General features: G+C 59.9%; 29 protein-coding genes and 3 tRNA genes. 25 read left to right on the top strand and 7 right to left on the bottom strand.

All coding sequences use genetic code 11. From position 1 onward, the window contains the following. Positions 1-49: 49 nt before the first annotated feature. The 6 genes from CLV74_RS04580 (at position 50) to CLV74_RS04605 (ending at position 6911) form a co-directional block, all read left to right on the top strand. Positions 50-1603, top strand: coding sequence for a bifunctional metallophosphatase/5'-nucleotidase (locus CLV74_RS04580; RefSeq protein WP_425430965.1), 1554 nt, complete (start codon positions 50-52; stop codon positions 1601-1603). Between the two features lie 153 nt (positions 1604-1756). Then, positions 1757-2416 carry an SOS response-associated peptidase gene (locus CLV74_RS04585; RefSeq protein ID WP_106263037.1) on the top strand — a complete coding sequence of 220 codons (660 nt, stop codon included), beginning with the start codon at positions 1757-1759 and terminating at the stop codon, positions 2414-2416. A gap of 35 nt (positions 2417-2451) precedes the next feature. After that, a tRNA-Gly gene (locus CLV74_RS04590) sits at positions 2452-2525 on the top strand. 204 nt (positions 2526-2729) lie between these two features. After that, the gene (locus CLV74_RS04595) at positions 2730-3014 is read left to right on the top strand and encodes a DUF2218 domain-containing protein (RefSeq protein ID WP_106263038.1); all 285 of its coding nucleotides are present in this window, start codon (positions 2730-2732) and stop codon (positions 3012-3014) included. Positions 3015-3114: 100 nt separating this feature from the next. After that, entirely contained in the window at positions 3115-4914 is a 1800-nt protein-coding gene (locus CLV74_RS04600) for an ABC transporter transmembrane domain-containing protein (protein WP_106263039.1), read from the top strand. A gap of 119 nt (positions 4915-5033) precedes the next feature. Beyond that, positions 5034-6911 (top strand): acyl-CoA synthetase, encoded by a 1878-nt coding sequence (locus CLV74_RS04605; protein WP_106263040.1) that lies wholly within the window; start codon positions 5034-5036, stop codon positions 6909-6911. Positions 6912-6971: 60 nt separating this feature from the next. On the opposite strand, the gene CLV74_RS04610 is transcribed toward CLV74_RS04605, so the two are convergent. Then, the gene (locus CLV74_RS04610; RefSeq protein WP_106263041.1) at positions 6972-7718 is read right to left on the bottom strand and encodes an SDR family NAD(P)-dependent oxidoreductase; all 747 of its coding nucleotides are present in this window, start codon (positions 7716-7718) and stop codon (positions 6972-6974) included. 184 nt (positions 7719-7902) lie between these two features. After that, positions 7903-7977 (bottom strand) — tRNA-Thr (locus tag CLV74_RS04615). A 168-nt stretch (positions 7978-8145) separates the two neighbouring features. Here CLV74_RS04615 and CLV74_RS22750 point away from each other — a divergent pair. From CLV74_RS22750 to CLV74_RS04705, 18 genes are all read left to right on the top strand, one after another. After that, the gene (locus CLV74_RS22750) at positions 8146-8301 is read left to right on the top strand and encodes a hypothetical protein (RefSeq protein WP_170107980.1); all 156 of its coding nucleotides are present in this window, start codon (positions 8146-8148) and stop codon (positions 8299-8301) included. Further along, positions 8301-9569, top strand: a complete 1269-nt coding sequence (murA, locus tag CLV74_RS04625; RefSeq protein ID WP_106263043.1) for a UDP-N-acetylglucosamine 1-carboxyvinyltransferase — start codon at positions 8301-8303, stop codon at positions 9567-9569. Before CLV74_RS22750 ends, murA begins: the two co-directional genes overlap by 1 nt. Then, positions 9566-10030 (top strand): DUF2948 family protein, encoded by a 465-nt coding sequence (locus CLV74_RS04630; protein WP_211299006.1) that lies wholly within the window; start codon positions 9566-9568, stop codon positions 10028-10030. The genes murA and CLV74_RS04630 overlap by 4 nt, the downstream gene beginning before the upstream one ends. 127 nt (positions 10031-10157) lie before the next feature. Further along, positions 10158-11459, top strand: coding sequence for a histidinol dehydrogenase (hisD, locus tag CLV74_RS04635; protein ID WP_106263045.1), 1302 nt, complete (start codon positions 10158-10160; stop codon positions 11457-11459). A gap of 13 nt (positions 11460-11472) precedes the next feature. Continuing rightward, positions 11473-11886: an arsenate reductase (glutaredoxin) gene (gene arsC, locus CLV74_RS04640; protein WP_106263046.1), complete on the top strand. Its 414-nt coding sequence runs from the start codon at positions 11473-11475 to the stop codon at positions 11884-11886. Further along, a complete protein-coding gene (arsH, locus tag CLV74_RS04645; protein ID WP_106263047.1) occupies positions 11883-12593 on the top strand; it encodes an arsenical resistance protein ArsH in 711 nt (236 codons plus the stop codon). Before arsC ends, arsH begins: the two co-directional genes overlap by 4 nt. A gap of 76 nt (positions 12594-12669) precedes the next feature. Then, positions 12670-13149, top strand: a complete 480-nt coding sequence (locus CLV74_RS04650) for a UPF0262 family protein (protein ID WP_106263048.1) — start codon at positions 12670-12672, stop codon at positions 13147-13149. Between the two features lie 3 nt (positions 13150-13152). After that, on the top strand, positions 13153-13617 hold the full coding sequence (locus CLV74_RS04655; RefSeq protein WP_106263049.1) for an arsenate-mycothiol transferase ArsC: 465 nt from the start codon (positions 13153-13155) through the stop codon (positions 13615-13617). A gap of 1 nt (position 13618) precedes the next feature. Further along, complete coding sequence (locus CLV74_RS04660) at positions 13619-14020, top strand: ketosteroid isomerase-related protein (protein WP_106263050.1); 402 nt, start codon at positions 13619-13621, stop codon at positions 14018-14020. Next, complete coding sequence (locus CLV74_RS04665; RefSeq protein ID WP_106263051.1) at positions 14017-14604, top strand: GNAT family N-acetyltransferase; 588 nt, start codon at positions 14017-14019, stop codon at positions 14602-14604. The genes CLV74_RS04660 and CLV74_RS04665 overlap by 4 nt, the downstream gene beginning before the upstream one ends. 373 nt (positions 14605-14977) lie before the next feature. Next, entirely contained in the window at positions 14978-15856 is an 879-nt protein-coding gene (locus tag CLV74_RS04670; protein ID WP_106263052.1) for a carbon-nitrogen hydrolase family protein, read from the top strand. 80 nt (positions 15857-15936) lie between these two features. Next, positions 15937-16155 carry a translation initiation factor IF-1 gene (infA, locus tag CLV74_RS04675; protein ID WP_007205486.1) on the top strand — a complete coding sequence of 73 codons (219 nt, stop codon included), beginning with the start codon at positions 15937-15939 and terminating at the stop codon, positions 16153-16155. A gap of 2 nt (positions 16156-16157) precedes the next feature. After that, positions 16158-16736: a Maf family protein gene (locus tag CLV74_RS04680; protein WP_106263053.1), complete on the top strand. Its 579-nt coding sequence runs from the start codon at positions 16158-16160 to the stop codon at positions 16734-16736. Beyond that, on the top strand, positions 16733-17770 hold the full coding sequence (locus CLV74_RS04685) for a ribonuclease E/G (RefSeq protein ID WP_106263054.1): 1038 nt from the start codon (positions 16733-16735) through the stop codon (positions 17768-17770). The genes CLV74_RS04680 and CLV74_RS04685 overlap by 4 nt, the downstream gene beginning before the upstream one ends. A 3-nt stretch (positions 17771-17773) precedes the next feature. After that, a complete protein-coding gene (locus CLV74_RS04690; protein WP_106263055.1) occupies positions 17774-17956 on the top strand; it encodes a DNA gyrase inhibitor YacG in 183 nt (60 codons plus the stop codon). Positions 17957-18033: 77 nt separating this feature from the next. Then, positions 18034-18108: transfer RNA gene (locus CLV74_RS04695), tRNA-Phe, on the top strand. A gap of 173 nt (positions 18109-18281) precedes the next feature. After that, positions 18282-18740: a MarR family winged helix-turn-helix transcriptional regulator gene (locus CLV74_RS04700; RefSeq protein WP_106263056.1), complete on the top strand. Its 459-nt coding sequence runs from the start codon at positions 18282-18284 to the stop codon at positions 18738-18740. Positions 18741-18813: 73 nt separating this feature from the next. Then, complete coding sequence (locus CLV74_RS04705; protein WP_106263057.1) at positions 18814-19575, top strand: SDR family NAD(P)-dependent oxidoreductase; 762 nt, start codon at positions 18814-18816, stop codon at positions 19573-19575. A 4-nt stretch (positions 19576-19579) separates the two neighbouring features. Here CLV74_RS04705 and pqqE read toward each other — a convergent pair whose 3' ends face one another. Genes pqqE through pqqA form a run of 5 tightly spaced genes read right to left on the bottom strand, consistent with a single transcriptional unit; the run spans position 19580 to position 22712 of the window. Continuing rightward, positions 19580-20686 carry a pyrroloquinoline quinone biosynthesis protein PqqE gene (gene pqqE, locus CLV74_RS04710; RefSeq protein ID WP_106263058.1) on the bottom strand — a complete coding sequence of 369 codons (1107 nt, stop codon included), beginning with the start codon at positions 20684-20686 and terminating at the stop codon, positions 19580-19582. Further along, positions 20683-20958, bottom strand: a complete 276-nt coding sequence (gene pqqD / locus CLV74_RS04715; protein WP_106263059.1) for a pyrroloquinoline quinone biosynthesis peptide chaperone PqqD — start codon at positions 20956-20958, stop codon at positions 20683-20685. Before pqqD ends, pqqE begins: the two co-directional genes overlap by 4 nt. Beyond that, a complete protein-coding gene (gene pqqC / locus CLV74_RS04720; protein ID WP_106263060.1) occupies positions 20955-21704 on the bottom strand; it encodes a pyrroloquinoline-quinone synthase PqqC in 750 nt (249 codons plus the stop codon). The genes pqqD and pqqC overlap by 4 nt, the downstream gene beginning before the upstream one ends. Continuing rightward, positions 21701-22597 carry a pyrroloquinoline quinone biosynthesis protein PqqB gene (pqqB, locus tag CLV74_RS04725; RefSeq protein ID WP_106263061.1) on the bottom strand — a complete coding sequence of 299 codons (897 nt, stop codon included), beginning with the start codon at positions 22595-22597 and terminating at the stop codon, positions 21701-21703. Before pqqB ends, pqqC begins: the two co-directional genes overlap by 4 nt. A 16-nt stretch (positions 22598-22613) precedes the next feature. Further along, complete coding sequence (gene pqqA, locus CLV74_RS04730) at positions 22614-22712, bottom strand: pyrroloquinoline quinone precursor peptide PqqA (RefSeq protein WP_106263062.1); 99 nt, start codon at positions 22710-22712, stop codon at positions 22614-22616. Positions 22713-22988: 276 nt separating this feature from the next. Here pqqA and gfa point away from each other — a divergent pair, with 276 nt between their 5' ends. Further along, positions 22989-23615 carry an S-(hydroxymethyl)glutathione synthase gene (gfa, locus tag CLV74_RS04735; protein ID WP_106263063.1) on the top strand — a complete coding sequence of 209 codons (627 nt, stop codon included), beginning with the start codon at positions 22989-22991 and terminating at the stop codon, positions 23613-23615. Positions 23616-23697 lie beyond the last annotated feature (82 nt).

The following is a 23697-nucleotide window of genomic DNA, read 5'->3' on the forward strand; positions in this document are numbered from 1 at the left end:
ATGCCTTTAGCATCACCCCATTGGACTGAGTCGAAAGAAAGGTTTCCTGATGATCCGTCTGTTTACGACCAGCGCAGCGCTTGCTTTGGCCGCGTCTGCCGCCACCGCTGACTATTCACTGACCATCCTGCACACGAATGACTTTCATTCGCGGTTTGAACCGATCAGCAAATACGACAGCACCTGTGGGGCCGAAGATAATGCCGAAGGCAAATGCTTTGGCGGTTCTGCCCGTCTGGTGACCGCGCTGGAGGCCGCCCGCGCCCGCAGCAACAACAGCGTTCTGTTCGATGGCGGAGACCAGTTTCAGGGCACGCTGTTCTACACCTATTACAAAGGCAAGCTTGCCGCCGAGATGATGAACAAGATGGGTTACGACGGGATGACCGTTGGCAACCACGAATTCGACGACGGCCCCGAAGTGCTTGCAGGCTTTATGGATGCGGTAACCTTCCCCGTCCTGATGTCGAACGCCGATGTCTCGATGGAGCCCGCGCTGGCAGGCAAGCTGCAGAAATCTACCGTGATTGAGCGGGGCGGCGAAAAGATCGGCCTGATCGGCCTGACGCCGCAAGACACCGACGAACTGGCCTCGCCCGGCAAAAACGTCGTCTTCACCGATCCGGTGCAGGCCGTGCAGGGCGAAGTGGACAAGCTGACCGCAGAGGGTGTGAACAAGATCATCGTCCTGTCGCACTCGGGCTATGTGGTGGATCAGCGCGTTGCTGCCGAGACCACGGGCGTCGATGTGATCGTGGGCGGTCACAGCAACACCCTGCTGGGCGACATGGAAGGCGCCGAAGGCCCATATCCGACGGTCGTCAACGGCACGCAGATCCTGTCGGCGTATGCTTACGGCAAGTTCCTGGGCGAGTTGAACGTCACCTTCGATGATGAAGGCAACATTCTTGAGGCATCGGGCCAGCCGATCATCATGGACGCCGCCGTCACCGAGGATGAAGCCACCGTTGCCCGCATCACCGAAGCAGCCGCGCCGCTGGAAGAAATCCGCAACAAGGTTGTCGCTGAATCCGCCGAAGCCATCGACGGTGACCGGAATTCCTGTCGTGCTGGCGAATGCCAGATGGGGAACCTTGTTGCCGACGCCATGCTGGCGCGCGTGAAAGGTCAGGGCATCCAGATCGCCATCCAGAACGGCGGCGGCGTCCGTGCCAGCATCGACGCTGGCGAAGTGACCATGGGCGAAGTGCTGACCGTGCTGCCGTTCCAGAACACCCTCTCGACTTTCCAGGTCAGCGGCGCCACCATTGTTGAGGCGCTTGAGAACGGCGTCAGCCAGATCGAGGAAGGCGCAGGCCGCTTCCCGCAGGTTTCCGGCATGAGCTTCAAATTTGATGCTGCCGCAGAGCCGGGTAGCCGCGTCAGCGATGTAATGGTCGGCGATGCACCGATCGATCCCGCCGCAACTTACGGTGTTGTTTCAAACAACTACGTTCGGAATGGCGGCGACGGGTTCAAAATGTTCGTTGATGCGGAAAATGCCTACGATTTTGGCCCTGATCTGGCAGATGTCGTGGCGGAATACATCGCGGCGCAAGGCCCTTATAAGCCCTACACCGACGGCCGTATCAGCGCGAAGTGATCGCACTGTAATCGCAAATTTGTGGGCCGCACTTGAGGGTGCGGCCCGTTTTATTTGAGTATTTAAGCAATAAAGAAGCGGTGGTGGACTTCTTTATTGCTTAAATACTCATAATAGCTTCAGTGAAGCGGCTAAGCTTGGAAGGTCGGGGCCATGTGCGGAAGATTTTCGATCACAATTCCCGAAGAGGCGATGGCGCAGATTTTTGACGCTTTGCCCGCAAATGATTTGCCCGAAACGCCGAATTACAATGTCTGTCCGACCAATGATGTTGCTGTTGTACTGGCCGGAGAGCGGCGCAGGTTGGTGTCGATGCGCTGGGGGTTTATTCCCAAGTGGTACAACGCGCCTAACGACGGTCCGCTTTTAATCAATGCGCGGGCTGAGACGATTGCACAGAAGCCCGCCTTCCGTGAGGCGTGCAGGCAGCGGCGGTGTATCTTGCCGGTAAGCGGGTTTTATGAATGGACCAAGACACCGGACGGCAAACGCTTACCTTGGTATATTTTTCGCACGGATGGGGCGCCGATGGCGTTTGCGGGGGTTTGGCAAGAGTGGGAGGGGCCTGAGGGGCCGACCCGCACTTGCGCAATTGTGACGTGTGCGGCGAATGAGGGAATGTCGACGATCCATCACCGGATGCCCGTAGTGCTGGAGCCCGAGAATTTCGGCCTGTGGCTGGGCGAAGAGGGACACGGTGCCGCGCCTTTGATGCGTCCGGCAGCGGAAGAGGTTTTACGATGGTACCGCGTTGATCCGGCGGTGAATTCCAACCGCGCAGAAGGGCCGGAATTGATTGAACCGATCCCTTGACCTCGTCCGTGCCATGGCATACCTACAGGCGGAGCGCGGGCGTTGTGTAGTGGTAAGACCTTAGCCTTCCAAGCTAATGACGCGGGTTCGATTCCCGCCGCCCGCTCCAAAAAATCCCAACTTTTTTGATGTCTTGTTTGCGGGGGCTGGCCACTTGTGCGGTCCTTTATCCCAGCTGTCCTATAATGTTGTAGTGGGCCGGGCAGTGGGTACGGTCGCTCGCCTCTTTGTGATGGTTCTGGTGCAAGCACCCGTTGTTTTCTGGCAGTACACGATTTATCCTGATAGAAATACTAAGATTTCAGGAAGTACGATGAAAACCTTCACGATTTTTCGAACCGACAACGCAAGCCGCTATTTGCAGCAACTCTGCAAACACTTTCAGCACAAGACCGAAGTCGTCTTTACTGCCACCGAAGGGCGCTGTGTTTTTGACGTGGCGACGGCCCAGATGATTGCGGGGGACGATCTGTTGAAAGTCACCATCGAAGCAGAGGATGCGGCGGGGTTGGAGCGTGGCCAGAACGTGATCTGGAAGCATCTGGAGCGCTTTGCTTTTCGCGAATCCCTGCCTGCACCGGACTGGCAGATAGTCTGAACTACGCCGCGTTTCCCGCGGTAGTGTCGTTCTTCACGCACTGAGTGCTTGACCCGCCATCCCCCGACGGCCATGTAACCTGCGTTATTCCGGAGGACCCATGGCCCGCAGACCCTCATCCAGTGCTTCTTTGCCCGAACGTGAAAAATCCAAGCGTGTGGGGGCTCTTCGGTCATTGTTGCCGTTCATCATGCCTTATCGCGGGTTGGTGGCTCTGGCGATGGTGGCGCTTGTTCTGACGGCGGGGATCTCGTTGATGTTGCCGCTGGCGGTGCGCCGCGTGGTGGACAACTTCGGCGTCACTGATGGGGCGATGCTGAATCTTTATTTCGGCTCTGCGCTGGCTTTGGCGGGGCTTTTGGCCCTTGGTACGGCGGCCCGCTATGCCTTGGTCACCCGCTTGGGCGAACGCGTGGTGGCCGACATCCGCAAGGCGGTGTTCGACCGGATGGTGGGTATGAGCCCCACTTTCTACGAAAACATCATGACCGGCGAGGTTCTGAGCCGGATCACTACCGATACGACCCTGATCCTGTCGGTGATCGGCTCGTCCATCAGCGTGGCGCTGCGCAATGTTCTGATCCTCTTTGGTGGTCTGATCCTGATGCTGGCGACCTCGGCCAAGCTGACCGGTCTGGTGCTGCTGATTGTGCCGCTGGTGCTGGTGCCGATCTTGACGCTGGGGCGCAAGCTGCGTGTCCTAAGCCGTGAAAACCAAGACTGGATCGCGGCAAGCTCGGGCGAGGCGTCAGAGGTGTTGCTGTCGGTCCAGACTGTGCAGGCCTTTACCGCAGAGAGCAAAAGCCGTGGCCGGTTCTCTGATGTGACCGAGAAATCCTATGACGCGGCCAGACGCCGGATCACCACGCGTGCTTTTATGACGGCGATCGTGATCTTTCTGGTCTTTGCGGGCGTCGTGGGCGTGCTGTGGATCGGGGCGCTGGATGTGCGGGCAGGGGGCATGTCGGCCGGTGCGCTGATCCAGTTCGTGATCTACTCGGTTATGGTTGCGGGCTCTGTCGGGGCGTTGTCCGAAATCTGGAGCGAATTGCAGCGTGCCGCTGGCGCGACCGAGCGTTTGGTTGAGCTGTTGAATGCCGAAGATACAGTGACCGATCCTGCGCAGCCTGCGGCGCTGGCGAAACCGGTGCGCGGGGCGATTACGTTTGATGACGTGAGCTTTGTCTATCCTGCCCGCCCAGATGCCCCTGCGTTGAACAATGTCACGCTGGATGTGGCCCCGGGTGAGACTGTGGCGCTGGTTGGCCCCTCGGGTGCGGGCAAATCCACCGTCATCCAGTTGCTCGAGCGCTTCTATGATCCGAGTGCCGGTCAAATCCTGCTGGATGGTGTGGCACTGACTGATCTGGATCGTGATGCCTTCCGCCGTGAGATGGCGCTGGTGCCGCAGGATCCGGTGATCTTTGCGGCCTCGGCCCGCGAGAATATCCGCTTTGGTCGTCCCGATGCCACCGATGCACAGGTTGAGGCCGCCGCCGCCGCCGCTGCCGCCCATGACTTTATCGCCGCTCTGCCCGACGGGTATGACACCTATGTGGGTGAGCGGGGCGTGATGCTGTCGGGCGGTCAGAAGCAACGTATCGCCATCGCTCGTGCCATCCTGCGCGATGCGCCAGTTCTGCTGCTGGATGAGGCCACCAGCGCCCTAGACGCAGAATCAGAGCGGTTGGTGCAACAGGCCGTGGACGAGTTGTCCAAGAACCGGACCACCATTGTTGTGGCGCACCGTCTGGCGACGGTGAAGAAGGCTGATCGTATTGTGGTCATGGAAGACGGGCGCATCGTTGCCCAAGGAAAACATGACGCTTTGGTCGCCGAAGGTGGCCTTTATGCGCGGTTGGCCCGACTGCAATTTACCGATGGTCTGGCGGCGGAATAACGCTACGGCGCAAAGCTGACTCTTTCGTTGCGTCAGGCTTGCGCCATCGCAATGGACACCGCATCCTTATAGCGAGGAACAAAAACGGGGTCCGGACCAACGGGCCGGGGAGGAATTATATGACCTTTGCATCTGTAAAGGATCGCACGGATATCGAAGCCGAAAAGTCTTGGGCGGACCGTAACGTCGCCCGGACCATTCATGACTTCATCGCCAACGCCAAAGACCAGCACGGTCATCGTCCTGCGGTGAGTTTCCAGCTGACGTCCGATCCTTCGGATAAGGGTGAGACGCTGACGTGGTCCGAACTGTATGGCAAAGTGTGTCAAACCGCGAACTTGCTGCGCAGTTTGGGGATTGGCCCGAATGATACTGTGGCCTTCCTGCTGCCCAACAGCAATGAGACTGTTTTCACGCTGCTCGGGGGCATGGTTGCGGGGGTCGTGAACCCGATCAACCCATTGCTGGAGCCTGAGCAGATTAGCGCCATCCTGCGTGAGACGAACGCCAAGGTGCTGGTTACTCTGCGCAGCTTCCCCAAGACGGATATCGCCCAGAAGGCCGCTGAGGCCGTCAAGCACGCGCCGAACGTCCATACGGTGCTTGAGATTGACCTGCTGCGCTATCTGACCCCGCCCAAGTCGTGGATCGTGCCGTTGATCCGCCCCAAGGCACCGGACTATGCCCATGCGGATGTGATGAACTTTACCAAGGCCATCGCGCGCCAGAACCGCACGCTGGATTTTGAAGATGTGAAAGAGGATCGCGTTGCGGCCTACTTCCACACCGGCGGCACCACGGGCATGCCGAAAGTGGCGCAGCACAAGTATTCGGGCATGGTCTATCAGGGCTGGCTTGGGGCCCGTCTGTTGTTTGACGAGCAGGACACGGTGATCTGCCCGCTGCCGCTGTTCCACGTTTTTGCTGTGCATCCGATCCTGATGTCAATGATCGCCAGCGGCGCCCATGTGGTCTTCCCGACCCCTGCGGGTTATCGCGGGGAAGGGGTCTTTGATAACTTCTGGAAGCTGGTGGAAAAGTGGCAGGTGACCTTCATGATCACGGTGCCGACCGCCGTTTCGGCGCTGATGCAGCGGAAAGTGGACGCGGATATCTCGACCCTTAAGACGGCGTTTTCGGGTTCAGCCCCGATGCCGCTGGAGTTGTTCCGCCGCTTTGAGACCGCTTGCGGCGTCACCATTTGCGAAGGCTATGGTCTAACCGAGGCGACCTGTCTGGTTTCGATCAACCCGCCGGCTGGGGAAAAGCGTGTGGGCAGCGTGGGCATCCCGTTCCCTTATACCGAAGTCAAAATCCTGCGCAGCACTGCGGATGGTCCTGTGGAATGCGCCCCCGATGAGGTGGGCGAGATTTGTGTGGCGAACCCCGGCGTCTTTGCAGGCTCGACCTATACCGAGGCGGACAAGAACCGCGATCTGTTCCACCACGATATTTACCTGCGCACGGGCGATCTGGGCCGTCTGGATCCTGACGGATATCTGTGGATCACAGGCCGTGCCAAGGACTTGATCATTCGTGGTGGTCACAATATCGACCCTGCCGAGATTGAAGAGGCGTTGCTGACCCATCAGGCGGTGGCCTTTGCCGGTGCGATCGGCCAGCCGGACCCCCATTCGGGCGAGGTGCCTTGCGCCTATGTGGAACTGGTCAGCGGGGCCGAGGTCTCGGTCGAGGAACTGATGGAGCATGCGCGCAAGCATATCCATGAGCGGGCAGCTTACCCCAAGCATCTGGAGATTATGCCGGAATTGCCTAAGACGGCTGTCGGCAAAATCTTCAAGCCGGACCTGCGGAAGATGGCGATTGCGCGGATATACTCGGCAGCTTTGGCCGAGACCGGCTGTCATGTGGCCGAAGTGGTGGATGACAAAAAACGCGGGCTTGTGGCGCGGGTTCAGAAGGGTCCGAACGGCGCTGATCCTCGTGTGGCCGAAATTCTGGCCAGCCATACCCGTCCGTGGGAATGGATCGATTGATCTGCCTTTGAGGGGTGGAACGAACAAGGGGGGCATCGAGCCCCCCTTGTTCGTGGGGTGCTACTGGGCGGTGTAGCCGCCATCGACCAGATGGTACGAGCCTGTGATAAAGCTGGCCTTATCCGACAAGAGGTAGACCACGAGTGAGGCCACCTCTTCGGGGGTGCCCATGCGTTTGAGGGCATGGATGCTTTCCAGATAGGCCTGCGCGTCTTTGTCCAGCGCATCGTCAACCAGCGGCGTATGGATAAAGCCCGGCCCGACCGAGTTGACGCGGATGTTGTCGGCGGCATGTTCAAGGGCTGTCGATTTTGTCATGCCAACCACCCCATGTTTTGCTGCCACATAGGCCGGTGATTGTGCGAACCCGACCGAGCCCAGAATCGATGCGATGTTCACAATCGCTCCGCCGCCGGTCTTTTTCATTTCGGGAATCGCATAGCGCATTCCGTAGAAAACGCCGCTGAGGTTCACATCGATCACCTGACGCCAGCTGTCTGTGGGGTATTCGCCCGTTGGAGCCAGTGCACCGCCTATGCCTGCGTTGTTGACCAGATAGTCCAGACAGCCGGTTTTCTGCACTGCCAGAGCCATGAGGGCTGCAACGGATGATTCGTCGGCGACATTGACCGCTGCGCCGATTGCCCCATTGCCGCAGGCCTTGGCGGCGGCATCGGCTTTGCTCTGATCCAGATCGGCCACTATGACTGTTGCGCCGGAGGCTGCCAGTTCGGCGGCGATGGCAGCACCGATTCCCGAGGCGGCACCCGTGACAACGGCGGTCTTACCTTCAAAAGTGATCTGCATCTTACTCTCCTCTCACCGGAAAATTCCTTTGATGAAAAGAGGATGAACCTGTTCGCTCTTTGGAAAAATGATCTACGACAGATTGCACTGTGAACTGGCGCACGCATTGGTCGCGTAAAATGCGCCGGCACATGGACGCGATGTTGTGCGATTGTGTTAAGCGTCTGTTTTATCGGGAATAAGATGGTGCTGCAGGGGAGGATTGAACTCCCGACCTCTCCCTTACCAAGGGAGTGCTCTACCACTGAGCTACTGCAGCATCCTGTGCTGAAAGGCGTTGTTTTCTAGCGACTTAGCGTTTCCGTTTCCGGTGTGTCCGCCGGTCCGCTGTGTCAGCGCCCTTTCGGTGAGGGGGCTTCTAATAACAAAATTCAGGGTGTGCAAGGGCAATCTGGACGGTTTTTTCATCTACATGTACAGACAGGGCATGACACAGCCGAACACACCGAAAAATACCAAGAAAAATAAGGACGCGGGCCGCGAAGAGCGTATGAAGGCCGCGCTGAAAGCGAATATGGCCAAGCGCAAAGCCCAAGCGTCGGCCCGAAAAAAAGCCGCCGAGCAGGACAAGGAACAAGATTGATGGATTCGATTATCGTACAGGGCGGCGCAGAGCTGCGCGGACAAATCCCGATTGCGGGTGCAAAGAACGCTTGTTTGACGCTGATGCCTGCGACCCTTCTGTCGGAAGAGCCGCTGACCCTGACCAACGCGCCGCGTCTGTCGGACATCCGCACCATGACCACGCTGCTGCAATCGCTGGGGGCCGAGGTGTCCAGCTTGCAGTCGGGCAAGGTGCTGGCGATGTCCTCGCACGATATCAACAACCACACGGCGGACTATGACATCGTGCGCAAGATGCGCGCCTCGATTCTGGTGCTGGGGCCGATGTTGGCCCGTGATGGTCACGCGATTGTCTCGTTGCCTGGGGGCTGCGCGATTGGGGCGCGTCCCGTGGACCTGCACCTGACCGCTCTGGAAGCGATGGGTGCCGATCTGGATCTGCGTGACGGTTATGTCCATGCCAAGGCGGCGGGCGGTCTGAAAGGCGGCATCGTTGATTTCCGTTTCGCCTCTGTTGGCGCGACCGAGAACGCCCTGATGGCGGCCACGCTGGCCAAAGGCACCACCGTTCTGAACAACGCCGCCCGCGAGCCCGAGATCGTCGATTTGGCGAACTGCCTGCGGGCGATGGGTGCGCAGATCGAAGGTGACGGCACCAGCCGCATCGAAATCCAAGGTGTAGACCGTCTGCACGGTGCGACCCATCAGGTCGTCGCGGACCGGATCGAACTGGGCACCTACATGCTGGCCCCTGCGATTGCGGGCGGCGAGGTTGAGCTGCTGGGTGGCTCGCTGGATCTGATCGGTGCGTTTGTCGAAAAGCTGGAAGAAGCGGGCGTTGAGGTCACTGCGACCGAAAACGGCATCAAGGTGCGCCGCAAAAACGGCCGCGTGAAGGCTGTGGACGTGACGACCGAGCCGTTCCCCGGCTTCCCCACCGACCTTCAAGCCCAGTTCATGGCGATGATGTGTACCGCCGAAGGCTCGTGCGTTCTGGAAGAGAAGATCTTTGAGAACCGCTTTATGCACGCCCCCGAACTGACCCGCATGGGCGCGAACATCGAAGTGCATGGCGGTACTGCCACCGTGCATGGGGTTGAGCGTCTGAAAGGTGCGCCAGTGATGGCCACCGACCTGCGGGCCTCGGTTTCGCTGATTCTTGCCGGTCTGGCTGCCGAAGGGGAAACCCGCGTGAACCGCGTCTACCATCTGGACCGCGGATATGAGAGCGTCGAAACCAAACTTGGCGCATGTGGTGCCAAGATCGAAAGGGTGAAAGAACAGTGACCGAAGACGCACGTTTCGAAGATGCCAGTCCGAAGCCTCTGAACCTTGGGGCGATGGATGCCGAAGATCTGGCTGTGATCTCGGCCCTTGCGCAGGATGCGGTGCTGCCGGTCTCAGAGTTGCGGTTTGAAAAGGGGGCAGGGCGCTTTGCCCTGCTGCTGAACCGTTTCCGCTGGGAGGATAAGACCGCCGCCCGTCCCGAACGTGTGCAATCGGTTCTGGTCTTTGAAAATGTGCAGGGCGTTGCGTCCCAAGGGGTTGATCGCAGCGACAAGGATCAGGTGCTGTCGCTGCTGTCGGTCGAATTTGCGGAAACCGACGCGCCCAGTGGCCATATTGTTCTGAACTTTGCTGGCGATGGCGCCATGCGCCTGAGTGTTGAGGCGGTTCAGGCGACATTGCGGGATGTGACGCGCCCCTACTATGCACCTTCGGGCAAAGTGCCGGATCACGGCGCATGATCCGCTGATAGAACTGTTTGGAAAGGCCGCACCTCTGATGCGGCCTTTTGCTTGTAGCGCGGGTAGTTCTTGAGGACCGCGCCCCTGCGGTCTATGTCTGCGCCCAGAGTTAAAGGAGCCGCAGTCCATGCCCGTTTTCCTGTCCACCCGTGACGCCGATTTCGAAGACCAGTTCACCGCGCTGCTTGGTGCCAAGCGTGAGGACAGCCCCGATGTGGATCATATCGTGGCCGAGATCATCGCAGATGTTCGGGCGCGGGGCGATGCGGCTTTGTTGGACTACACCGCCAAGTTCGACCGTATGGTCCTGAGTGCTGATCAACTGGCCTTCACGGCCGAAGAGATCGACGCACTGGTCGCGCAGGTCTCGGATGAGGAACGCGCTGCGCTGGAAGTCGCCGCCGCCCGTATCCGTGCCTATCACGAACGCCAAATGCCCGAAGATCAGCGCTGGGTCGATGACAGCGGGGCAGAGCTTGGCTGGCGCTGGACGCCGGTTTCGGCGGCGGGTCTATACGTGCCCGGTGGCTTGGCGTCCTATCCCAGCAGCGTTCTGATGAATGCGATTCCGGCCAAGGTGGCTGGCGTGGGTCGTCTGGCGATCACTGTGCCGACCCCTGATGGCATCGCGAACCCGCTGGTGCTGCTGGCCGCACGTCTGGCTGGCGTGGATGAGATTTACCGCATCGGTGGCGCACAGGCCGTGGCCGCATTGGCCTATGGCACCGAAACCGTGCGGCCTGTGGACAAGATCACCGGCCCCGGCAACGCCTTTGTGGCCGCCGCCAAGCGCCGTGTGTTCGGCAAGGTGGGCATCGACATGATTGCTGGCCCGTCCGAGATTCTGGTGATTGCCGATAAGGACAATGATGCGGACTGGATCGCTCTTGATCTGCTGTCGCAGGCCGAACACGATGAAAGTGCGCAGTCGATCCTGATCACGGACAGCGAAGCCTTTGCTAGCGACGTTGTCGCCGCCGTTGAAAAGCGTTTGGAAACGCTGGAACGCCGCGCCATTGCGGGAGCAAGCTGGCGTGATTTCGGGGCGGTGGTGCTGGTTGAGGATATGGATCAGGCTGCCGCGCTTTCTGATCGTATCGCGCCGGAACACCTTGAACTGTGCGTCGCCGATCCTGACGCGCTGTCGGAAAAGATCACCCACGCGGGCGCGATCTTCCTTGGCGCTTGGACGCCCGAGGCGATTGGCGATTACGTTGGCGGTCCGAACCACGTGTTGCCCACTGCGCGCTCGGCCCGTTTCAGCTCTGGCCTCTCGGTGATGGATTTCGTCAAGCGAACCACGCTGGCCAAGATGACTCCGGCGGCGTTGCGGGCCATTGGCCCCTCGGCCGAGGTGTTGGCCAAGAGCGAAAGCCTTGAGGCGCACGGCCTGTCCGTGACCGCCCGTCTGCAAAAGCTGAACGATTAAAGGGGCAGGGACCATGACAGCGACCATCTATCACAATCCCCGTTGCAGCAAATCGCGCAACGCGCTGACGATCTTGAAGGCAGCGGGCGAAGATCCGAAGGTGGTCGAATACCTGAAAACCGGCTGGACCCGCGATACGCTGGTCACCCTCTTCACCGATGCGGGCATCAGCCCCCGTCAGGCCATGCGCAAGGCAGAGGCGAAAGAACTGGGGCTGCTTGGCGATGATGTCAGCACCAACGACATCCTTCAGGCGATGATCGAAAACCCCGTGCTGGTGGAGCGTCCCATCGTGCAGACCCCTAAAGGCACCGCGATTTGCCGCCCCATGTCGAACCTGTTGCCTTTGCTGGCGCAGCCTCTGGCGGGACCGGTTATGGATGCCAAAGGCAATGTGCTGGTGGATGAGGAAGGGAACGCCCTGTGACCGATACGCCCAATATCGACGACGCGCAGTTTCAGGACTTTGACCCCCAGCGTTTGTTCGGCGCGGAACGCAGCACTCACGCGCCGCGTATACTGATGCTGTATGGATCGCTGCGCGAACGCTCATTCTCTCGCCTTCTGGCCGAAGAGGCAGGCCGCGTGCTGACCCGCCTTGGGGCCGAGGTGCGGTTCTATGATCCCAAAGATCTTCCGCTGCCCGATGGCGCCGACGCCAGCCATCCCAAGGTGGCCGAGCTGCGCGAGTTGGCTCAATGGGCCGAAGGTATGGTCTGGTCCAGCCCCGAACGGCACGGCAACATGACCGCTGTGATGAAGGCGCAGATTGACTGGATTCCCCTGTCGCTTGGCGGGGTGCGCCCGACCCAAGGCAAGACACTGGCCCTGATGCAAGTGTGCGGCGGCAGTCAGAGCTTTAACACCGTGAACCAGATGCGCACTTTGGGCCGGTGGATGCGGATGCTGACCATCCCGAACCAGAGCAGCGTGGCCAAGGCTTTTAACGAGTTTGATGCGGCGGGGCGAATGCTGCCTTCGCCCTATTACAACCGTATGGTTGATGTGATGGAAGAACTGGTCAAGTTCACCTGGCTGACCCGCGATTTGAACGATTATCTGCTGGATCGCTACAGTGAACGGGTGGAATCAGCCGAAGAGCTGTCCAAAAGGGTGAACCAGAAGTCCCTTTGACGTGGCATTCCGCTTGCGCCGCCTGCGGGCGTCGATAAAGTCGGGGGCGTATATGGAACAACCCCCTCAGTAAGCCATGTCTCGTATTTGTAATATTGCTCTGGACGACAGCAACCTGCCGCCGCCCACCCCCGAAATCGAACAAGAGCGCCGCGTCGCGATGTTCGATCTTCTTGAAGATAACAGCTTCGTGCTGCCCGTGCGTGATGACCGTGTCGTGCCCGATGGCCCGTATAGCGTGGATCTGGCGATCCGCGATAAACGTCTGGTCTTCGATATCAGCACCGAAGGCGGCGAGAAGGCGGCAGAGTTCCACCTCTCGCTCGGGCCGTTCCGGCAAGTGGTCAAAGACTACTTCCAGATTTGCGCCAGCTATTTCGACGCTGTGAAAAAGATGCCCCCCAGCCAGATCGAAGCAATCGATATGGCCCGTCGCGGTATCCACAACGAAGGCGCCCGCATCTTGCAGGAACGCCTTGAAGGCAAAGCCGAGGTCGATATCGACACTGCGCGCCGTCTGTTCACCCTGATCTGCGTTCTGCACTTCGGGGGCTGATAGGTGACGCGGGAACTTCCTCAATCAATCCTGTTTTGTTGTGATCATAACGCAGTCCGCTCGCCCATGGCGGAAGGACTGATGAAGAAGTTCTATGGCACGGATGTCTACGTGCAGTCTGTCGGTGTCAAAAACGATATGGAGATCGACGGCTTTACCGTCGCTGTCTGCAAAGAATTGGGCGTCGAGCTGGAGCGTCACCGGGCGCGCAGTTTCGACCAGATGGAAGAGTGGGGGGATGATCTGTCGTCGTTCGATCTGATCGTTGCCCTCTCTCCCGCCAGCCAGCGCCGTGCGCTGGAGCTTACGCGGTATTTCCACCTCGATGTCGAATATTGGCCGATTTTGGACCCTACCGGACTAGGCGAAACCCGCGAGGCCAAGCTAGCCCAGTTCAGGGCGGCGCGCGAACAGATCATCGAGCGCCTGAAAGACAATTTTGGCGAACCGATTGGCGAGGAGACTTGATATGAGCGCACGGGACACGATCGAGACTTATTTCACAGCGTTCAACGCCGGTGAAACCGACAAGATGCTGGACTGTCTGGCCGATGATATTGCCCACCATGTGAATGAGGGGCAGGTGCGTGAGGGCAAGGAAAAGTTCGCCGCCTTCAACGACCACATGACCCGCTGCTACAAAGAAGAGCTGACCGATATGGTCATCTTCGTGAACGAGGACGGCACCCGCGCCGCGGCCGAGTTCATTGTGAACGGCACCTATCTGGCGACCGATGAAGGTCTGCCTGAAGCCAAGGGTCAGACCTATCGCTTGCCGGCGGGCTCGTTCTTTAGCTTGCGCGACGGGAAGATCACCCGCGTGGTCACCTACTACAACCTTGCAGACTGGATTCGTCAGGTCTCGGCATGAGCCTGCGGATCGAGACGTTGCGCGGTGCCGCATTGGATGCGGCGCTGGATGATGTGGCGCGTCTGCGGATCGCGGTGTTCCGCGCGTGGCCTTATCTTTACGATGGTGATCTGGAGTATGAGCGTGGCTATATGCAGGTCTACCGCAACAGTGACCGCACCATTCTGGTCGGCGCGTTTGACGGGGATCGTCTGGTCGGCGCGGCCACCGGTACGCCTATGACCGATCACGCTCAGGACTTTGCCAGCGCCTTTGAAGGCAGCGGCTATGATCTAGGCGAAATCTTTTACTGCGCCGAATCCGTGCTGCTGCCCGAATATCGCGGGCAGGGGGCGGGGCACCGGTTCTTTGATTTGCGTGAACAGCACGCCCGCGACTTGGGGGCCAAATACACGGCCTTTTGCGGTGTGCAGCGGCCCTTGGATCATCCCATGCGCCCTGCGGATTATGCCCCGTTGGACCCGTTCTGGCGTAAGCGCGGCTATCAGCCTTTAGAAGGCGTGGTCGCCAAGTTCCGCTGGAAGGATCTGGGCGATGAAGCCCAAACAGAAAAGCCCCTGCAGTTTTGGCTGCGGGAGCTTTGAAAACTCGGGAATCGGTGAGGGGGCCAGGGGTTGGGGGATAGGTGAAACGTGCCGCGCGGGCCACTCGTACGACCGACCATGAAACTCATTACGCCCACTGGTAAAAAACCGCAAAGAACGCTTCATACGCTGTGGACGGGGATAGACGGTCACTCGAGAAAATATACTTCCGACCAGTGGCGCCGCTGGCGCCCCTCGGTTCAAGCACTGCCTGAACACATTTTTTGTAGCTTTTAATTTGCAGAAATGCTCGTTCGCAATGGTGCAGAATCTATCGGCATTTGGTGGGGTCGGGTGTCGTTCGGATATAATATGTAAACTAGTCTTAGTTTTTAACTGACCTAACGGACCCGAAAAACCGAAAGGATGTACGATGAAAGTCGCAGCCGCAGCATACCCGATCGATTGGCACGATTCGTGGGCCAGCTATGCCGACAAGATTCGGCGCTGGGTCTATGAAGCCGCAGAAAACGGCGCCCAGATGATGGTGTTTCCCGAATATGGCGCGATGGAATTGGCCTCATTGGCGGGGGCGGAACGGGCAGGGGATCTGGCCCAGTCGATCACTGCGGTCTCGGAGCGCGTGGCCGAGGCCGACGCGCTGCACGCGGCCCTAGCGCAAGAAACCGGCACCTACATTCTGGCTGCCAGCGCGCCTGTTCCCGACAGGGACAAAGTGGTGAACCGTGCACGGTTCTTTAACCCCGCGGGCGATATGGTGTTTCAGGACAAACAGATCATGACCCGATTTGAGCGGGAAGATTGGGATATCGCAGGCGGCGGCCCGCTGAAGGTCTTTGATACGCCTTTTGGCAAGGTCGGCATTCTGATCTGCTATGATTCGGAATTTCCCCTGCTTGGCCGCAGTTTGATTGAGGCTGGCGCCGAAATCATCCTTGTGCCTTCCGCGACAGAGGCGCTTGCCGGTTACACCCGCGTGCGCATCGGGGCCATGTCCCGCGCGCTTGAGGGGCAGTGTGTGACGGTCATGGCCTCAAACGTCGGTGAGGCCCCGTGGTGCGAGGCCGTGGATGTGAATACCGGCATGGGGGGCGTATTCTGTCCACCGGATAAGGGGTTTGCTGCCAATGGTGTGCTGGCCGAAGGGGTGATGAATACCCCCGGTTGGACCTATGCTGAGGTGGATGTTGAACAAATCCGGCAGGTGCGTCTGGACGGCGGGGTTCTGAATGTGCTTCATTGGCAAGAGCAGTATCCTCGTGTGAACAGGGCAGAAATCTCATCTTTCTGAGATTTGCCTTGAAAATCTGCTATAATGGCTCCATTTAGTAGCGCGCCCGACAAGAGGGCGGCTTTATGAATGGAGAGACCATGGCCAAGGAAGAATTGCTCGAATTTCCCGGTGTCGTGAAGGAACTCCTGCCTAATGCGACGTTTCGGGTCGAGCTTGAGAACGGCCATGAGATCATCGCACATACGGCAGGCAAGATGCGCAAGAACCGCATCCGTGTTCTGGCTGGCGACAAAGTTCAGGTGGAAATGACCCCCTACGATCTGACTAAAGGTCGGATCAACTACCGCTTCAAGTAACCGTGGCGCTTATTCTCGGCTCGGGAAGCCCCCGCCGTCGGGAGCTGCTGGCGCAGCTTGGAGTGGTCGCAGACGATATCCGCCCGCCGGATATCGACGAGACTCCGGCGCGGGGCGAATTGCCCCGCCCTTATTGCGAACGCATGGCGCGGGAAAAGGCGCTGGCCGTTCGGGCGGAGGCAGACGATATCGTCCTGTCCGCAGACACCACCGTTGCATTGGGGCGCCGCATTCTTGGCAAGCCCGCTGACGAAAAAGAGGCCGCAGAGTTCCTGATTGGCCTGTCTGGTCGTCGTCACCGTGTGATTACCGCTGTGGCCATCCGCCGGGGCGAGCGTCTGTGGGAGAAATCCGTGGTCACTCAGGTCGCGATGAAGCGTCTGAGCGACGATGAGGTGAACCACTACCTTGCCAGCGGCGACTGGAAGGGCAAAGCGGGCGGCTACGGCATCCAAGGCCCCGCTGGCGCTTTCATCCCGTGGATTAACGGATCATTTACCGCTGTCGTTGGCCTTCCCGTGGCCGAGACCGCAAACCTGCTGCGCGCAGCGGGCTACCCCCTATATGGAGAGAACGCATGAAGGGTCGTTTGATCGCTCTGGATCACCTCGGAGAATTGGAGGCCGCCGCACTGATCGTGGATGGTCGTCTGGAAGATCTGATCATCGACACGGATGCGCCGACCCCCGGCACCATCTACCGCGCCATCGCCGACCGTCCCATGAAGGGGCAGGGCGGCATGTTCCTGAACACGCCCGATGGTCATTGCTTTTTGCGCCAGACCAAAGGGCTTGCCCCCGGTCAGGCGGTGTTGGTGCAGGTCACCGGTTACTCAGAGGCTGGCAAAGCGATTCCGGTGACCGCAGACGTGCTGTTCAAAAGCCGCTTCGCCATCGTCACGCCGGAAAAGCCTGGTTTGAACATCTCGCGCTCGATCCGCGATGAGGACCGCCGCGAAGAGTTGCTGGCCATCGCGAACGAACAGATGGGTGATAATGACTTTGGTCTGATCCTGCGCTCTGCTGCTGCCACAGGCTCGGACGATGAGATCGCCGAGGACATCCGCGCGATGGTCGATATGGCCACCGCGGTTCTGGGCGATGTGGACGGCAAAGAGCCGGAAAAGCTGATCGAAGGGGATGGTCCCCACACCGTCGCATGGCGCGAATGGCATGAGCCTGCCACCATCGACACCGAAGAGGGCAGCTTTGAGGCCCATGGCGTCATGGACATGATTGAGGACCTTCGCCGTCCTCGCGTGGATCTGGGCATCGGCAACAACTCGTGCCTGTTTGTCGAACCGACCCGGGCGTTCGTTGCGGTGGATGTGAACACCGGTGCGGATACGTCGATGGCGGCGGGTTTGAAGGCCAACCTTGCGGCGGCCAAAGCGATCCCCCGTGCCCTGCGTCTGCGTGGTCTTGGCGGTATGATCATCATTGATCTGGCCCCTATGCCCAAGAAAGAGCGCCGTACCTTTGAAACCAGCCTGCGCGCGCAACTGAAGGCGGACGGGATCGACACGGTGCTGGCCGGTTGGACCCCGCTGGGGAACTATGAGCTTCAGCGCAAGCGCGAGCGTCGCCCCCTGAAAGATTGCCTTCCCAAGGAGTGATCCATGAGCTGTCCGATCTGCCAATCCAAGACCGACCCCAACTACCGTCCGTTCTGTAGCAAGCGCTGCGCGGATGTGGATTTGGCCAAGTGGCTTTCGGGCAGCTACGCTGTTCCCTCCAGCGATCCGGAGGATGTGGAACAGGCCATTGAGGCGGTCGAAGAAATAAATCGCAAGCCGCATTAAAAAAGTTCGAAAACGGTCTGGACACTCCTGAAAACTCGGCATAATACCTCCCTCACCCGAACGGAGACGTTCACCCAGCCCGGGTAGCTCAGGGGTAGAGCAGTGGATTGAAAATCCTCGTGTCGGTGGTTCGATTCCGCCCCCGGGCACCACTTTCTCTCAGAGAAAAGTCGTTACGAAACACAGCCTTACGCTGTGTTTTTTGCGTTTTGGCTTAGGCTTTGCGACCTCTGTCCTATGACTGGGTGCTGTACGCAGGCGCTGTAATCTGGCAGAAAAACGGATAGCCCGTGATCGGGACGAATACCCAGCGGAGACAGCCGAAATGACCGATAGCAGCCTTTCCGAACAGGACTCAGTTGAGCTTGGGGAACTGGGGCAGTCGCTGGGGTTTCTGATCCGGCTGGCACAGGTGCGCGTTTACGACCAGTTTTATGAACGCTTTGGCGAAAGCGATCTGCGGCCGGGGGAATTCTCGATCCTTTGGGCGATACACCTGAATCCCGGTATCCGGCAGGGGCTGTTGGCGCAGGCGCTGCATATCAAGGCCGCGCATATGACCAAGATCATCCGCCGGTTCGAAGACAGCGGCATCGTCGAGCGGCATATCCCTCAGGATGACCGGCGCTCGGTCCATCTGTCGCTGACCAAGGCAGGGGCGAAGCTGGCGCTGGAACAGCAGCCCGCATTCTTTGGCCCCGAAAGCTACAATCGTCACGATATGACTGATGAGGACGCGGCCATGCTGGCGCATCTTTTGCGCAAGTATATGGGTATGTCCTGACCCTCAGAATTAGTTTCCATGTAAACTGTTCTGGTGTAGAACCTTCCTCAGAGTTTCTGGAGGGAGAGAGCTTATGGACATCGCAGGTAACGCATATTTCGTCACTGGTGGCGGGTCGGGCCTCGGTGCGGCCACGGCCGAGCGTCTGGCAGCGCAGGGCGGCAAAGTCACAGTCTTCGATCTGAACGCAGAAGCCGCGCAAGAGGTGGCAGGCCGGATCGGCGGCGTGGCGTTTTCGGGCGATGTGGCGGACCCTGCAGCGGTTGAGGCGGCTTTGGACGGCGCTATCGCGGCCAACGGCCCCCTGCGCGGCGTGGTGCTGTGTGCAGGGATCGGGCGCGGGGGCCGTGTGGTGGGCCGCGACGGTGCCCTGCCTTTGGACCAGTTCGAGATTGTCCTGCGTGTGAACCTGACCGGTACCTTCAACGTGCTGCGCCTTGCCGCCGAGCGCATGTCCAAGACCGAAGAGCTGCCCAGTGGCGGACGCGGTGCCATCGTGATGACGGCCTCGCTGGCGGCATTTGATGGGCAGGTGGGGCAGGCGGCCTATTCGGCGTCCAAGGGCGGTGTGGCGGCGATGACCCTGCCGATTGCCCGCGAATTCTCGCGCTTTGGTATTCGGGTGATGACCATCGCGCCGGGCCTCTTCCACACGCCCCTGATGGCGGGTCTGTCGGATGACGCGATCGCCTCGATCACCAAGGATATCCAGTATCCTGCCCGCCTTGGCAAACCTGATGAGTTCGCCCAGATGGCCGAGAGCATTCTGGCCAACGACTACCTGAATGGCGAAGTGATCCGTCTGGACGGTGGCGCGCGTCTGTCCCCGAAGTAAGCGGTTATTCCGCCGGTTCGGTCTGCGCCTTGCCCGGCGCGGACCGATAGACCAGAGCGGCGTCAGACGCCGCATGGGCATCGGCGCGGGCTGCCAGATCGGGATGGTGGGGCGACTTTTTGCACACCGGATCGGTGACTGATGCATCGCCCGCCAGCGCCATCGCCTGACAACGGCAGCCGCCAAAATCCTTCAGCTTGCGGTCGCAACTGGTGCAGGGCTCGGACATCCAGTCGGTGCCGCGATAGGCGTTGAAGGCGGGGTTATTTTGCCAGATGTCGCCAAGAGCGTGATCACTGACGGACCAGAACTCCAGATGGGGAATGGTTTGCGCAGCATGGCAGGGCAGGACGACGCCATCGGGGGCGATGTTCAGACCCGTGGTGCCCCAACCGCCCATGCAGCGTTTCGGGTAGTCCGAGTGATAATCGGCTGGCACATAATCAATCACCAGCTTGCCTTTCAGGGCCACGCGGGCCTCGGCCACCAGACGGCTGGCCTCCTTGGCCTGTTCGCGGGTGGGCATCAGGGCGTCGCGGTTTTGCAGGGCCCATCCGTGGAACTGGACGGTGGCGACCTCGATCCGGCGGGCACCCATTTCCTGCGCCATCTCTAGTGCGCGGGGCAATTGATGCAGATTGCGGCGGTGCAGGACCGCGTTCAGGGTCAGGGGAAAGCCGATCTCTTTGATCCAGCCGGCCACCTGCATCTTGCGGGCGTAACCGCCTTTATAGCCGCCAATCTCATCGGCCATTTCAGGCGTGGTGCCTTGCAGTGACAGCTGGATGTGATCCAGTCCGGCCTCATCCAGTTCGCGCAAGCGGCGCTCGGTCAGGCCAATGCCCGAGGTGATGAGGTTCGTGTAAAGCCCTGCATCCCGCGCCGCCTTCACAAGATCCGTCAGGTCGCGGCGGGTGGCAGGCTCGCCCCCCGACAGGTGCAATTGCAGCACCCCCAGTTCAGCCGCCTCGCGGAAGACGCGCACCCAGTCTTCTGTGCTTAGCTCTTGCTCTTGCCGTGCCATTTCCACGGGGTTCGAACAATAGGGGCAGGACAGAGGACAACGGTGGGTCAGTTCCGCCAGCATGGCGATGGGGGGCTGATGGGTCATGCGACCTCCAGAAACAGGCGTTCGCGCAGGGCGTTTAGAAAGCCAGCGGCGTCGCCGGCGATTTGCTCTTGCGGGGCGTTGTAGGTGGCGGCCAAGTCTGCGGTGATCTGGTCAAAGCTGGCGGTGCCATCGACGCGGCTGAGGATCGCATGGCCGATGGGGTCCAGACGGACGGCCCGTTCGGGGGCCAACAGCACCCACGCGTCGCGCACCTTGTCGTGGTGCAGGCGCACGCCGCGGGGCAAGCAGGGGATGTCCGCCCCTTCCATCATGATGCCTTCGCCAGCAGCATTCCCGTTCCCGGCTGCCATGCACCGGGGGGCACGCGGGCAGGCTCCACATAGGCCGAGTGCAGCGCGTCCAGTTGCGACCACAGCACATCGGTCTTGAAGATCAGCGCCTTGGCGGCGGCGTCCTGCTTTTCCTGCGTCTCCGCGTGATCCAGCACCCATTTCAGGCCAAAGGCCACGTCCTTGGGGGCCTCGGTCAGGCGTTTGCGGAAATAGGACAGGGATACATCGTTGGCGAAATCGTAGTTCTTCAGCAGCCCTTCGATCCGGTTGGCATGGATCGCAGGGGCAAAGAGTTCAGTCAGCGAGGCGGCCACAGCCTCAAGCAAGGTCTTGTCGCGGACAAAGCGCACGTAGGCATCGACGGCGAATTTGGTGGCGGGCAGGACGCCCTCGCAGGATTGAACATAGTCGGGGTCCAGACCTACAGCCTCGGCCAGTTTCAGCCAGCGCTTGATGCCGCCTTCGTTCTCGGCGGTGCCGTCGTGATCCTCGATCCGGCTGCGCCAGATGCGGCGCATCTCGGGGTCTTCGACGCGGGACATGAAGGCCGCATCCTTCATCGGGATCGAATGCTGGTAGTAATAGCGGTTGATCACCCATGCCCGCACCTGATCGGGGGTGCAGCCGCCCCCGTGCAGCAGGTGGTGGAACGGATGTTTGTCGTGGTACCGGTCGGCCCCGATCTGACGCAGGCGGGCCTCAAACTCTTCGCGGGTTGCGGTCATGGTGTGATCTCCAGTCCGTCTTGTCCGATGATCCAACCTTTCGCCTCGGCCTCGGCACGCTCATCGCTGTCGGGGCGCAGGACGGGGTTGGTGTTGTTCATATGCACAAATACGCGGGTGCCGATGGTCAGGTCGGCCATCTGGGCGATGCTGCCGTCGGGGCCGCTGATCGACATATGGCCCATACGGGCGCCGGTCTTTTGCCCCAAGCCTTCGCGGATCATCTCGTCATCCTGCCAGAGCGTGCCGTCAAACAGCAGCGCATCCGCGCCATCAATGCGCGTACGCAGATCGTCGTTCAGGATCGCGCAGCCGGGGATGTAGAGAACACGCTGGTTGCCCGCCTTTAGTTCCACACCGACGGTCTGATCTCCGATCAGCTGGGTGTCGACAGTCTCGCCCTCAAGATACAAAGGCACCTTGCCTGGTACGGCAAAGAGCGTTGCAGTTAGGTCGGGGGCCAGCTCGAACGGAGTGTCCAAAGCGATCTGACTGCGATCCACCACGCCTTCGCGCAGGGCCGAGAAGATCGGATTATCGGCGATCACCTGATGGATGCCAGCGGTGGCAAACAGGGTGAAGGGCTGAACCTCGCGCAGGGTCAGCAGACCCGCCACATGGTCGATATCGCCGTTAGTCACCAGCACGCTACGCAGGGGCAGGGTACGGGGGCCGGTCGGGTGAAGTTCGGGGCAGGCGGCCATCTGGATGCGGATATCGGGCGAGGCGTTCAGGATCGCCCAATCGCGACCGTTGCCTGATACCGCCAATGAAGACTGCGTCTGCGCGGGGATCTTGCCCTGACGCGCCAGATTGCAGTTCCGGCATCCACAGTTCCACTGGGGCAGCCCGCCGCCGGCGGCTGCCCCAAGGATCCGCATTCGCAAAGTCATGCGCGCGGTATCCGGATCAGAACAGTACGACGCCGCCTTCGTCCTCGGACGGGCCATACATGTTGATCTCCATGCCGCACTCGATTTCGCGGATCTGGGGTTTGGTCCAAGCCATAGTTATTCTCCTCCTCCTGTTGGTCCGGATCGCATCCGGTGAGGATCAGCCTGCCAGAACCGCCCCCCGCTTCGCCACTCTTGTTTTCGTGATCAAGCATAGCCTTTAGTCGCAAGAATCGGCATGTGAACGGCCCTTTTGCCAGCGCCAGTGGGGCGAAAGTCGCAAAACGCCCCGCCCGATACTTATGGTTGAATTGCCCGAATGGCGGTTGCGGCCTCAGACTTTGGTAGAACGCAGGGCAATGGACCCCGCGTCGCAAGGGAGGAGACGGCTATGGGCCTTTTTAGCAAATTGTTCGGGCAGGATGAGGTCAAACCGACCCCCTCTTACGCCCACGTGAAAATCCACCCCGAAGTGGATAACGGCGTCAAAGCGGGGGACCCGAACTTTGGCGGCGGTATGCTGCGCTGCAAGTGCAAGTCAGCGCCGGTTGTCGTGCGTGTTGGCGCACAGACCATGCATAACCATGTCTGCGGTTGCACCAAATGCTGGAAGCCGGCAGGGGCGATCTTTAGCCAGATCGCAGTGGTCCCGCGCGACAAGGTTTCCGTCATGGAAAACGCGGATAAGCTGTCCATTGTCGATCCGACCGCCGCGATCCAGCGTCACGCCTGCCGCGATTGTGGCGTTCACATGGTGGGCCGCATCGAGAACGACGGGCATCCGTTCTACGGATTGGATTTCGTTCACACGGAGTTGTCGTCGCAGGACGGCTGGTCAGGCGCAGAATTTGCGGCCTTTGTTTCGTCGATCATCGAATCCGGGGTGCCGCCGGGCCAATTGCCAGCGATTCGGGGACGTCTGAAAGAGTTGGGGCTAGAGCCCTACGACTGTCTGTCTCCAGCTTTGATGGATGCGATTGCTACTCATGTGGCAAAGACTCAGGGTGTAAAATCCTGACCACATAGACCTTGGTATGCGGTGGAATGCCGATTTTCCGGCCGGCTCAGATTTTTGGTGAAAAGTTGGAAACATGCGTTAC

The sequence above is a fragment of the Donghicola tyrosinivorans genome (genome assembly GCF_003003355.1).
Lineage (GTDB): Bacteria > Pseudomonadota > Alphaproteobacteria > Rhodobacterales > Rhodobacteraceae > Donghicola > Donghicola tyrosinivorans.